Genomic DNA, 12,709 nt, shown 5'->3' on the forward strand with positions numbered 1-12,709 from the left:
CGATCTGAGAAAGGCACCACGTGTCCATCGATCCCACACTCCTCGACGACCTCGAGTGGCGAGGCCTCATCGCCGACTCGACGGACCGCGACGCGCTCCGAGAAGCGCTCGCCGGCGGGAGTGTGAAGTTCTATATCGGGTTCGACCCCACCGCGCCGAGCCTGCACATGGGCAACCTTCTCCAGATCACCATGGCGATGCGCCTGCAGCGGGCCGGCCACACGCCCTATGTACTGGTCGGCGGCGCCACCGGCATGATCGGTGACCCGCGCGACTCGGGCGAGCGCACGCTCAACTCGCCCGAGACCGTCAAGGAATGGGTCGGGAGGGTGCGCAGCCAGATCGAGCGGTTCGTCTCCTTCGAGGGCGAGACCGCCGCGACGATGGTCAACAACGCCGACTGGACGGCGTCGTTGTCGGTGATCGACTTCCTCCGTGACATCGGCAAGCACTTCCCGGTTAACCGGATGCTCGCCCGTGACACGGTGAAGAAGCGTCTCGAGGACGGCATCTCCTACACCGAGTTCTCCTACATCCTCCTGCAGTCCATGGACTACCTGAACCTCTTCCGTACGCACGGGGTGAGTCTTCAGTTCGGCGGCTCGGACCAGTGGGGGAACATCACCGGCGGTGTCGAGCTGGTCCGCCGGGTCACCGGTGAGACCGTCCACGCCTTCACCACGCCGCTGATCACCAAGGCCGACGGCACCAAGTACGGCAAGACCGAGGGCGGCGCCCTCTGGCTCGACCCGACGATGATGTCGCCCTACGCCTTCCACCAGTTCTGGCTCAACGTCGAGGACGCCAAGGTGGGGGAGATGCTCCGTGTCTTCACCTTCCTGTCCCACGAGGAGATCGAGACCCTGGAGGCGCAGCACGCGGAGAAGCCGTTCCTGCGGGTGGCCCAGAAGGCACTCGCCGATCACATGACGACGCTCGTCCACGGGGCAGGGGAGACCGAGCAGGCCAAGCAGGCCGCAGCCGCGCTCTTCGGCGGCGGTGACCTGGCCACCCTGAGCAGTACGACGCTGGCCGCCGCGATCACGGAGGCCGGTGCCGTCGAGCTGGAGCGTGGTGAGGAGCTGCCGACCTACGTCGACCTCTTCATCGCCGCCGGCCTCGTCTCCTCCAAGGGGGAGGCCCGCCGGACGATCTCCGAGGGCGGGGCGTACGTCAACAACGTCCGTGTCGAGGACGCTGAGGGGGCGCTCGGCGAAAAAGAGTTGCTCGGTGACGGCTGGGTCGTCCTGCGCAGGGGCAAGAAGAAGTTCGCCGGCGTCCGCTTCAAATAGCCTCTGACCTGCGAGAACGCCCCGGGGAAGGTGACCGCCTTCCCCGGGGCGTTCCTCGATTTGGCAAGCGCGTCACTGAGGCGTAATGTTCATCTGGTCGCCGGGGTGCGGCGGGAAGCAAGTTCGAGTCTTCGAGCGGGTTTCCGGCCCCTGAGTCGGCCGCCAACATTCTCGAGCTTCAGCTCGGTTCAGAGTCTCAGTCAGGTCTTCGGATCAGGCGTCAAGACCGTGACGAACCGCAGTTTGATTGTCTTGTGCTGTGTCGGTGTGGATATCGTCTTTATCCGATAAGAGCGAGAATTCGCCGAATTGGACAACAAAGCGAGATCCGATAAAGTCCTCCAGGACGAGGCAGAAACACAGTTGCTAAACCAGGGAAAGCGCGGAACGCGCCGAATTGGGAAAGCGAAAGTGAGTCTGCTAAAGTCTGAAAGGCAAGGAGCCGATAAAGGTTCTGGAGCTGGCAAGGAAGCGCGAAACACGCCGAATTGCGAAAGCGAAAGAAAGCCTGATAAGGTTCAGCACGAAGCAGAAACAAGCAGTACGAACAAGTAGTATAAAACGAATATGGCCGCCGGACTGGCTGAGACGGATGTCTGAAATCTACCGGTGTGCGTGTGATTCTTGAGAACTCAACAGTGTGTCATAGTCGACGAATTAGTTTGTTATGCCCCGTCGACCACCATCCCTTAGTGGGGTGTTTGGTTGATGGTTTCTTTGACAATTGATTCTGGCAAACATCTGATCCCTTTGGGGGTTGGAACATGTCAGTGTCTCCTGTCAGGGCATCTCTTTTTCCAAGCATGTTGTTTGCAATGTGTTTGGTGTTGTTTTTCAACGGAGAGTTTGATCCTGGCTCAGGACGAACGCTGGCGGCGTGCTTAACACATGCAAGTCGAGCGGAAAGGCCCTTCGGGGTACTCGAGCGGCGAACGGGTGAGTAACACGTGAGTAATCTGCCCCAGGCTCTGGGATAGCCACCGGAAACGGTGATTAATACCGGATACGACAACCGATTGCATGATCTGGTTGTGGAAAGTTTTTCGGCCTGGGATGTGCTCGCGGCCTATCAGCTTGTTGGTGAGGTAATGGCTCACCAAGGCTTCGACGGGTAGCCGGCCTGAGAGGGTGACCGGCCACACTGGGACTGAGACACGGCCCAGACTCCTACGGGAGGCAGCAGTGGGGAATATTGGACAATGGGCGGAAGCCTGATCCAGCAACGCCGCGTGAGGGATGACGGCCTTCGGGTTGTAAACCTCTTTCAGCACAGACGAAGCGCAAGTGACGGTATGTGCAGAAGAAGGACCGGCCAACTACGTGCCAGCAGCCGCGGTAATACGTAGGGTCCGAGCGTTGTCCGGAATTATTGGGCGTAAAGGGCTCGTAGGCGGTCTGTCGCGTCGGGAGTGAAAACCAGGTGCTTAACACCTGGCCTGCTTTCGATACGGGCAGACTAGAGGTACTCAGGGGAGAATGGAATTCCTGGTGTAGCGGTGAAATGCGCAGATATCAGGAGGAACACCGGTGGCGAAGGCGGTTCTCTGGGAGTATCCTGACGCTGAGGAGCGAAAGTGTGGGGAGCGAACAGGATTAGATACCCTGGTAGTCCACACCGTAAACGTTGGGCGCTAGGTGTGGGACACATTCCACGTGTTCCGTGCCGCAGCTAACGCATTAAGCGCCCCGCCTGGGGAGTACGGCCGCAAGGCTAAAACTCAAAGGAATTGACGGGGGCCCGCACAAGCGGCGGAGCATGCGGATTAATTCGATGCAACGCGAAGAACCTTACCTGGGTTTGACATACACCGGAAAGCCGTAGAGATACGGCCCCTTTTAGTCGGTGTACAGGTGGTGCATGGCTGTCGTCAGCTCGTGTCGTGAGATGTTGGGTTAAGTCCCGCAACGAGCGCAACCCTCGTCCTATGTTGCCAGCAATTCGGTTGGGGACTCATAGGAGACTGCCGGGGTCAACTCGGAGGAAGGTGGGGATGACGTCAAGTCATCATGCCCCTTATGTCCAGGGCTTCACGCATGCTACAATGGCCGGTACAAAGGGCTGCGATCCCGTGAGGGTGAGCGAATCCCAAAAAGCCGGTCTCAGTTCGGATTGGGGTCTGCAACTCGACCCCATGAAGTCGGAGTCGCTAGTAATCGCAGATCAGCAACGCTGCGGTGAATACGTTCCCGGGCCTTGTACACACCGCCCGTCACGTCACGAAAGTCGGCAACACCCGAAGCCAGTGGCCCAACCCTTGTGGGGGGAGCTGTCGAAGGTGGGGCTGGCGATTGGGACGAAGTCGTAACAAGGTAGCCGTACCGGAAGGTGCGGCTGGATCACCTCCTTTCTAAGGAGTAAGTGGCCATGAATTCACACAACATTCGGTTGTGTGGTGATGGTGCTACTCGCTAGTGGAATCGTCGATGAACAACCGGCTGGTTGCCGGGTGTGCTTCTCAGTACTGTCTGCTCCTTCGGGAACAGGCGTGGAACCTGAAGCCTCCTGGACCTGGTCTGGTCTTGACACACTGTTGGGCCCTGAGGAATCACACAACACAGTTGAGTGATTGTCTCTCTGCCCCCTTCGCCTGAAGCACCAACTGGTGTGGATGGGGTTGTGCGGGCTGGCCGGCACCGAGAGGTGTTGGAGTTGATAGTTGGATAGTGGACGCGAGCATCTTGTTTAATAAGAATGCACACACCTTGTAGGCGCTTTGGCCGTATGGGTTTATTCCTGTTGGTTGGGGTGTTGGTGTGTGCGTGGTCTTCGTAGCGCAGACAAGCTCGATGATTGCATGTGTGTGATGCATGTGTGTGGTTGTTGGTTTGTTGTTTTTGTTGAGTGTTTGTGAGAGATAAGCTATGAAGGGCACATGGTGGATGCCTTGGCATCAAGAGCCGAAGAAGGACGTTGGAGCCTGCGATAAGCCCTGGGGAGTTGGCAACCGAGCGTTGATCCGGGGGTGTCCGAATGGGGAAACCCAGCACGAGTCATGTCGTGTTACCTGCGCCTGAATCTATAGGGCGTGTGGAGGGAACGCGGGGAAGTGAAACATCTCAGTACCCGTAGGAAGAGAAAACAATAGTGATTCCGAGAGTAGTGGCGAGCGAAATCGGATGAGGCCAAACCGGTTACCTGTGATAGACGGCAGTTGTTGGGTAGTCGGGGTTGTGGGATATGTCTTTCATCGTCTGCCGGCGGTGAGCTCAGTAAGAAACCAAGCATGAAGGTGAACCAGTTGGGAAGCTGGGCCGTAGCGGGTGATAGCCCCGTAATCGTATGTGTTTGGCTGGGTTGATGTACTTCCCAAGTAGGACGGCACTCGTGGAATGTCGTGTGAATCTGGCGGGACCACCCGCTAAGCCTAAATACTTCTTGATGACCGATAGCGGACCAGTACCGTGAGGGAAAGGTGAAAAGTACCCCTGGCGGGGAGTGAAATAGTACCTGAAACCGTGTGCCTACAATCCGTCAGAGCCCGGCCGGCCTTTTGGCAGTGGGGGTGATGGCGTGCCTTTTGAAGAATGAGCCTGCGAGTTAGCGGTGTGTGGCAAGGTTAACCCGTGTGGGGAAGCCGTAGCGAAAGCGAGTCCTAATAGGGCGATTGAGTCGCGCGCTCTAGACCCGAAGCGAAGTGATCTAGCCATGGGCAGGTTGAAGCGCCGGTAAGACGGCGTGGAGGACCGAACCCACTTCAGTTGAAAATGGAGGGGATGACCTGTGGTTAGGGGTGAAAGGCCAATCAAACTTCGTGATAGCTGGTTCTCCCCGAAATGCATTTAGGTGCAGCGTTGTGTGTTTCTTGCCGGAGGTAGAGCACTGGATAGCCGATGGGCCCGACCAGGTTACTGACGTTAGCCAAACTCCGAATGCCGGTAAGTGAGAGCGCAGCAGTGAGACAGTGGGGGATAAGCTCCATTGTCGAGAGGGAAACAGCCCAGACCATCAGCTAAGGCCCCTAAGCGATAACTAAGTGGAAAAGGATGTGGAGTCGCAGTGACAACCAGGAGGTTGGCTTGGAAGCAGCCACCCTTGAAAGAGTGCGTAATAGCTCACTGGTCAAGTGATTCCGCGCCGACAATGTAGCGGGGCTCAAGTTATCCGCCGAAGCTATGGCACTCCGGTTTTCCGGGGTGGGTAGGGGAGCGTCGTGTAACCAGTGAAGCAGCGGAGTGATCCAGCGGTGGAGGTTACGCGAGTGAGAATGCAGGCATGAGTAGCGAATGATGTGTGAGAAACACATCCGCCGATTGATCAAGGGTTCCAGGGTCAAGCTAATCTGCCCTGGGTAAGTCGGGACCTAAGGCGAGGCCGACAGGCGTAGTCGATGGACAACGGGTTGATATTCCCGTACCGGCGAAGTGACGCCCATGATGAGGCGCATGATGCTAACCATCTGAAGCATGCGTGACCGATCCCTTCGGGGTGAGGCGTGTGTGTGGAACATGGGACCCAAGTGTGTAGTAGTCAAGTGATGGGGTGACGCAGGAAGGTAGTCGAACCGTAGCGATGGTTGTCTACGGGTAAGCGTGTAGGGCTGTGTGTAGGCAAATCCGCACACTGTATGCCTGAGACGTGATACGGACCCGTTTGGGGAAGTCGATGATCCTATGCTGTCGAGAAAAACCTCTAGCGAGTCATGAGCCGCCCGTACCCCAAACCGACTCAGGTGATCAGGTAGAGAATACCGAGGCGATCGAGCGAACCATGGTTAAGGAACTCGGCAAAATGCCCCCGTAACTTCGGGAGAAGGGGGGCCCGGATCGTGAACCCACTAGCTGGGGGAAGCGTGAAGGGCCGCAGAGACCAGGCCCAAGCGACTGTTTACTAAAAACACAGGTCCGTGCGAAGTTGTAAGACGATGTATACGGACTGACTCCTGCCCGGTGCTGGAAGGTTAAGAGGACGGGTTAGCCTCACGGCGAAGCTCAGAATTTAAGCCCCAGTAAACGGCGGTGGTAACTATAACCATCCTAAGGTAGCGAAATTCCTTGTCGGGTAAGTTCCGACCTGCACGAATGGAGTAACGACTTGGGCGCTGTCTCAACCGTGGACTCGGCGAAATTGCACTACGAGTAAAGATGCTCGTTACGCGCGGCAGGACGGAAAGACCCCGGGACCTTTACTATAGTTTGGTATTGGTGTTTGGTTCGGCTTGTGTAGGATAGGTGGGAGACTGTGAAGCGCACACGCCAGTGTGTGTGGAGTCAACGTTGAAATACCACTCTGGTCGTACTAGATGTCTAACTTCGGACCATGATCTGGTTCAGGGACAGTGCCTGATGGGTAGTTTAACTGGGGCGGTTGCCTCCTAAAGTGTAACGGAGGCGCTCAAAGGTTCCCTCAGCCTGGTTGGCAATCAGGTGGCGAGTGTAAGTGCACAAGGGAGCTTGACTGTGAGACAGACATGTCGAGCAGGGACGAAAGTCGGAACTAGTGATCTGGCCACGGCATGTGGAAGCGTGGTCACTCAACGGATAAAAGGTACCCCGGGGATAACAGGCTGATCTTCCCCAAGAGTCCATATCGACGGGATGGTTTGGCACCTCGATGTCGGCTCGTCGCATCCTGGGGCTGGAGTAGGTCCCAAGGGTTGGGCTGTTCGCCCATTAAAGCGGCACGCGAGCTGGGTTTAGAACGTCGTGAGACAGTTCGGTCCCTATCCGCCGCGCGCGTAGGAAACTTGAGAAAGGCTGTCCCTAGTACGAGAGGACCGGGATGGACGAACCTCTGGTGTGCCAGTTGTACCGCCAGGTGCATGGCTGGTTGGCTACGTTCGGAAGTGATAACCGCTGAACGCATCTAAGCGGGAAGCACGTTTCAAGATGAGGTTTCCCACCCTTTATGGGTTAAGGCCCCCTACAGACTATGGGGTTGATAGGCCGGAGGTGTACAGCAGTGATGCCCAGCCGACCGGTACTAATAGGCCGAGGGCTTATCTTTCATAAACCCTCAACAAAAACAACAACCATCGAAGACTGAATCTTTGATGAGACTGTTCGCGTCCACACCAACTAGCAACGAATGCTAGAACTGAACAATGGCTTGGCCACCCCAAGCAGCTCTGCTCGGCAGCGAAAGCGCCAGCGGATGAGTGCCGGGGTGAGTCGATAGAGTTACGGCGGCCATAGCGAAGGGGAAATACCCGGTCCCATCCCGAACCCGGAAGTCAAGCCCTTCAGCGCCGATGGTACTGCAACCGAGAGGCTGTGGGAGAGTAGGACGCCGCCGGACAAAATTTCAGGTAGAGGCCGCCCTTTGGGGCGGCCTCTACTGCTTTTACTGGCACTGAGTTTGTCAAAGAATGGTCCGCGGATCGTTCGAAGTCGGCTGCGGGAAGCAGCAGTGAGGAAGGCAGCTATGGCTGACGAGCGCCGTAGCAACAGAGGCGGTAAGCCCGCTGGACGCCCCGGGCGTCCGAAGAGCTCGAGTTCATCTACCGGTGGCCGTGGCGGCCGATCGGGTGACAGCAAGCCGGGCGCTGGTCGACCGAGTGGTGGTCGACCGGGTGCTGGTCGGAGCAGCGATCGCCGTGATGGCGCCGCTGGCGGCGGAGGTCGCGGAGGCGACCAGCGTCGTGACGGTGGCCGCGGAGGCGACGAGCGTCGCGACGGTGGCCGCGGAGGCGACGAGCGTCGCGACGGCAAGCCGTCGACCGGACGCAGCGGCCCCCGCGCCGGCGGCCGCCCCGACGGCCCGAAGCGCTCTGACGGCCCGAAGCGTGGTGGCAGCAGCGACCGCAAGGGCGGCTACTCCAAGGACCGTGGCGGCAAGCCCGGTGGCAAGCCGCAGCGCCGCTTCGACGAGCCGCGCGAGGAGCGTACGGCCGATCAGCGGATCTACGACGGTCCGGAGCTGCCGGAAGAGGTGACCGGCAAGGAGCTGGACCGTGCGATCTCGGCCCAGCTGCGGGGCCTGCCCGAGAAGCTGGCGGCGCGAATCGCCCGCCACCTGGTCGCCGCCGACATGTTCATCGACTCCGACCCCGAGCTCGCCTACCAGCATGCCAAGGCGGCGAAGTCGCGTACGCAGCGGATCGCTGTGATTCGGGAGGCGCTGGGCGAGGCCGCGTACGCTGCCGGCCACTACTCCGAGGCGCTCGCCGAGTTGCGTGCGGCCAAGCGGATGAACGGCGCGACGGCGTACCTGCCGATCATGGCGGACTGCCACCGCGCGCTCGGCCAGCCCGAGCAGGCGATCAAGCTCGCACACAGCCCGTCGGTGGCGAACTTCGAGGCGCCGGCGAAGGCCGAGATGACGATCGTCGAGGCCGGCGCTCGTCGGGACATGGGTCAGTTCGACGCGGCCCTGCGGATCCTCGAGCAGTCGCCGCTCAACAACAAGGGCCGCGAGGCCTGGGTCGTGCGGCTGCGCTACGCGTACGCCGACACGCTCCAGGACGCCGGCCGGGACAAGGACGCATTGACCTGGTTCCACCGCACCTACGCGATCGACTCCGAGGAGATCACCGACGCCGCGGCGCGGGCCGAGACCCTCGAGAAGACGGTCGAGAGGGACTGAGGTCCGCCTCAAACGCGCAATCAGTGGCGATCGGCAGCGATGCTGGTCGCCACTGGCCGTTTTGCTCCGATACTGGAGATCCTGGGCGCGGTAGGTAAGAATAGACGCACAACTACATCCGTGTGATCACCGAAATGTTCCTTCACGCATGATCGAGCCCGCTGGGGAAGGCGTAGCTCGCGCCGCAACGAAGGAGATATTCGGTGACCACTCAGATCAAGGACCCGAGCGCCTCGCGTGGCATCGCACGAGGCGTTGTGTTCGTGCATTCGGCCCCCTCCGCGCTCTGCCCTCACATCGAATGGGCCGTCGCGGGGGTGCTAGGTGTGCCGGTGAACTTCGACTGGACGGCGCAGCCCGCCCAGGCCGGCACCTACCGAGCCGAGCTCTTCTGGTCCGGTGCGGTCGGTTCTGCAGCGGCGATCGCGTCGGCGCTGAAGGGATGGACGCATCTGCGCTTCGAGGTCACCGAGGACGGCACGTCGACCTCTGAGGGTGCGCGCTACTCCTTCACACCCGACCTCGGCGTCTTCCATGCCGTCACTGGGATGCACGGCGACATCATGATCCCGGAGGACCGGCTCAAGGCCGCGGTCGTCAAGGCCGCCCTCGGTGACACCACGCTCGAGCTCGAGGTCGACAAGCTCCTCGGCAAGCCGTGGGACGACGAGCTGGAGACGTTCCGTCACGCGGGGGAGGGCGCCCCCGTACGCTGGCTGCACCAGGTCGTCTGAGCGACCCCGTCGGCCGCAGAGCACGGCCGACGACGACTGAGGCCCCGGAGCGTGAGCTCCGGGGCCTCAGTCTGTGTCTGAACGGTGTCGGTCAGAGTGGGATGTTGCCGTGAGCACCCCGGCGTACGCCGACGGTCTGGATCGCGTCCTCGAAGGCGGCCGCGATCGCGCCGCGGGTCGCCGACGGCTCGATGACTTCGTCCACGACACCGATCTCGACAGCCTTGTCGACACCGCCGGCGAGACGCTCGTGCTCGGCCGCGAGCTCCGCCTCGACCTGAGGACGGAGGTCGGGCGCGACCTCGGCGAGCTTGCGGCGGTGCAGGATGCGGATCGCGGCGACCGGGCCCATGACCGCGACCTCCGCGCCCGGCCAGGCGAAGACCTTGGTCGCGCCGAGGGAACGGGCGTTCATGGCGATGTAGGCGCCGCCGTAGGTCTTGCGGGTCACCAGGGTGACCCGGGGGACCACGCACTCCCCGAAGGCGTGCAGGAGCTTGGCGCCACGGCGGACGACGCCGTCCCATTCCTGTCCGACGCCCGGCAGGTAGCCGGGGACGTCGACGACGACGATCAGCGGGACGCCGAGGGCGTCACAGAGGCGTACGAACCGGGAGGCCTTCTCCGCGGAGAGGGAGTCGAGGCAGCCGCCGAGCCGCAGCGGGTTGTTGGCGACGACGCCGACGGTGCGGCCGCCGAAGCGGCCGAGAGCGGTGACGATGTTGGGCGCCCAGCGAGCGTGCAGCTCCTGTGCGGTGCCCTCGTCGAGGATGTTCTCGACCAGCGGGTGCACGTCGTAGGCGCGCTTCTTCGACTCGGGCAGCTGCTCGGCGAGGTCCTTGTCCTCGACCGCGGCGACGTCGAGGCCACCCTGGGAGCCGAGGAGAGAGGCGACCGTGCGTGCCTTGTCGAGCGCCTCGCGCTCGGACTCGGTGAGGATGTGCACGACGCCGGAGCGGCGGCCGTGCGGCTCGGGACCACCGAGGCGCAGCATGTCGACGTCCTCACCGGTGACGGAGCGTACGACGTCGGGACCGGTCACGAAGATGCGGCCTTCGGGGCCGAGGATGACGACGTCGGTGAGGGCAGGACCGTAGGCAGCGCCGCCGGCGGCCGGGCCGAGGACGACGGAGATCTGCGGGATCTTGCCGCTGGCCTGCGTCATCGCGTGGAAGATGCGGCCGACCGCGTGCAGGGAAAGTACGCCCTCGGCCAGCCGGGCGCCGCCGGAGTGCCACAGGCCGATGATCGGGATGCCGTCTGTCATCGCGCGGTGGTAGGCGTCGACCACCACACGGCAGCCGAGGTCGCCCATCGCGCCGCCCATGACGGTGGCGTCTGAGCAGAACGCGACCGCCCGGGTGCCGTCCACCTCGCCGACGGCGGCCAGCATGCCGGAGTCGTCGTCGGGGGAGATGAGCTGGACGGTGCCCTCGTCGAAGAGCGCCCTGAGGCGGGTCAGCGGGTTCCGCGGGTCCTGGTCGCGAGGAAGCTTCTGCTGCTGTCTCGCGGGAGCAGGCGCCGTGATGGTCATCAGATGCTTCCGTAGACGACCGCTACGTTCGCGCCACCGAAACCGAAGGAGTTGTTGAGGGCCGCGATGTCGCCGACCGGCAGGTCGCGTGCCTTGGTGGCGATGTCGAGCTCGACCGCGGGGTCGAGGTTGTCGAGGTTGATCGTCGGGGGCGACTGGCGGTTGTGGATCGCCAGGACGGTCGCGACGGTCTCGAGGGCTCCGGCACCACCGAGCAGGTGGCCGGTCATCGACTTGGTCGAGGTGACCACGACGTTCTCGACCTGCTTGCCGAGGGTGGCGTGGAGCATCAGGCCCTCGGCGATGTCGCCCTGAGGGGTCGAGGTCGCGTGGGCGTTGACGTGGACGATGGTGTTCGGGTCGATGTCGCCGTCCTCGAGCGCGCGCTTGATGGCGCGGCTGCCACCACGACCCTCGGGGTCGGGCTGAGCGATGTCGTGGGCGTCGGCGGTCACGCCGGCGCCGAGGACCTCGGCGTAGATCCGGGCGCCGCGGGCCTGGGCGTGCTCGAGCGTCTCGAGCACGACGATGCCGGCGCCCTCACCGAGTACGAAGCCGTCGCGGCCGGTGTCCCAGGGACGGCTGACCGCGGTCGGGTCGCCACCATCGGGGCCGGAGGCGGTCTTGGACAGGGCCATCATGTTGGCGAACGCGGCCATCGGCAGTGGGTGGATCGCTGCCTCGGTGCCACCGGCGAGGACGACGTCGGCGCGGCCCAGACGGATCTGGTCGGCGGCCAGGGCGATCGCCTCGGAGCCGGAGGCGCAAGCAGAGATCGGGGTCTGAGCCGCGGCGCGGGCGCCGTAGATCAACGAGATGTTGGCTGCTGAGGCGTTGGCCATCAGCATCGGGACGGCCAGTGGGCTGACCCGGCGCGGCCCCTTGGCCAGAAGCGTGTCGTAGTTGTCGAGCAGGGTGGTGACGCCACCGATGCCGGTGGCGACAGCGACACCGAGGCGCTCGCCGTCGAGGCCGGCCTCGGTGGCCGTGCCCTCGAAGCCGGCGTCCTTCCAGGCCTCGGCCGCGGCGACCACGGCGAACTGCGCGGAACGGTCCAGGCGTCGCGCCTTGACCCTCTCCAGGACCTCGGACGGCTCGACGGCGACACGGCCGGCGATGCGTACGGGAAGGTCCTGGGCCCACTCCTCGGTGAGCTCGCGGATGCCGGAGCGGCCGGCGATCAAGGCATCCCAGGTGGTGGCTACATCTCCGCCTACCGGGTTGGTGGTGCCCAATCCGGTGACGACGACTCGGGTGCGGCTGCTCATGTGGTCTCCGTGTGAGGTGTTGGCGCGTTGGGTCAGGTGAAGCAGATCCGGCGGCTCGGCCTGGGAGGGTTGGCCGAGCCGCCGGGGCGCGTCAGGCGTTCGCGGAAGCCTTCTCGATGAAGCTCACCGCGTCGCCAACGGTCTTGAGGTTCTTGACCTGCTCGTCGGGGATGGAAACGCCGAACTTCTCCTCGGCAGCGACGACGACCTCGACCATGGACAGCGAGTCGACGTCAAGGTCATCGACGAAGGACTTGTCGAGCTGAACGTCGGCGACATCGATGCCGGCGACCTCGTTGACGATCTCGGCGAGGTCGGAGCGGATCTCTTCGGTGGTGGCCATATGTGGTGCTTCCTCT

6 protein-coding genes and 3 rRNA genes are annotated in these 12,709 nt (G+C 62.3%); 6 read left to right on the forward strand and 3 right to left on the reverse strand.

From position 1 onward, the window contains the following. Positions 1–20 precede the first annotated feature (20 nt). From tyrS to OH802_RS13945, 6 genes are all read left to right on the forward strand, one after another. A complete protein-coding gene (tyrS, locus tag OH802_RS13920; RefSeq protein WP_406028851.1) occupies positions 21–1,292 on the forward strand; it encodes a tyrosine--tRNA ligase in 1,272 nt (423 codons plus the stop codon). 834 nt (positions 1,293–2,126) lie between these two features. Next, a 16S ribosomal RNA gene (locus OH802_RS13925) occupies positions 2,127–3,640 on the forward strand. A 505-nt stretch (positions 3,641–4,145) separates the two neighbouring features. Next, positions 4,146–7,236 (forward strand): 23S ribosomal RNA (locus OH802_RS13930). Positions 7,237–7,410: 174 nt separating this feature from the next. Further along, positions 7,411–7,527: ribosomal RNA gene (gene rrf / locus OH802_RS13935) — 5S ribosomal RNA — on the forward strand. The 16S, 23S and 5S rRNA genes sit together here, the layout of an rRNA operon. Positions 7,528–7,653: 126 nt before the next feature. Continuing rightward, the gene (locus tag OH802_RS13940) at positions 7,654–8,814 is read left to right on the forward strand and encodes a tetratricopeptide repeat protein (protein ID WP_406028853.1); all 1,161 of its coding nucleotides are present in this window, start codon (positions 7,654–7,656) and stop codon (positions 8,812–8,814) included. Between the two features lie 242 nt (positions 8,815–9,056). Beyond that, positions 9,057–9,548, forward strand: coding sequence for a DUF3145 domain-containing protein (locus tag OH802_RS13945; RefSeq protein ID WP_355019179.1), 492 nt, complete (start codon positions 9,057–9,059; stop codon positions 9,546–9,548). 91 nt (positions 9,549–9,639) lie between these two features. Here OH802_RS13945 and OH802_RS13950 read toward each other — a convergent pair whose 3' ends face one another. From OH802_RS13950 to OH802_RS13960, 3 genes are all read right to left on the reverse strand, one after another. Further along, the gene (locus OH802_RS13950) at positions 9,640–11,082 is read right to left on the reverse strand and encodes an acyl-CoA carboxylase subunit beta (RefSeq protein ID WP_406028855.1); all 1,443 of its coding nucleotides are present in this window, start codon (positions 11,080–11,082) and stop codon (positions 9,640–9,642) included. After that, positions 11,082–12,350, reverse strand: coding sequence for a beta-ketoacyl-ACP synthase II (locus OH802_RS13955; protein WP_357360893.1), 1,269 nt, complete (start codon positions 12,348–12,350; stop codon positions 11,082–11,084). Before OH802_RS13955 ends, OH802_RS13950 begins: the two co-directional genes overlap by 1 nt. Before the next feature lie 91 nt (positions 12,351–12,441). Next, positions 12,442–12,693, reverse strand: coding sequence for an acyl carrier protein (locus OH802_RS13960; RefSeq protein ID WP_091051955.1), 252 nt, complete (start codon positions 12,691–12,693; stop codon positions 12,442–12,444). Positions 12,694–12,709 lie beyond the last annotated feature (16 nt).

The sequence above is a fragment of the Nocardioides sp. NBC_00850 genome, assembly GCF_045207335.1.
In the GTDB taxonomy this organism is placed as follows: domain Bacteria; phylum Actinomycetota; class Actinomycetes; order Propionibacteriales; family Nocardioidaceae; genus Nocardioides.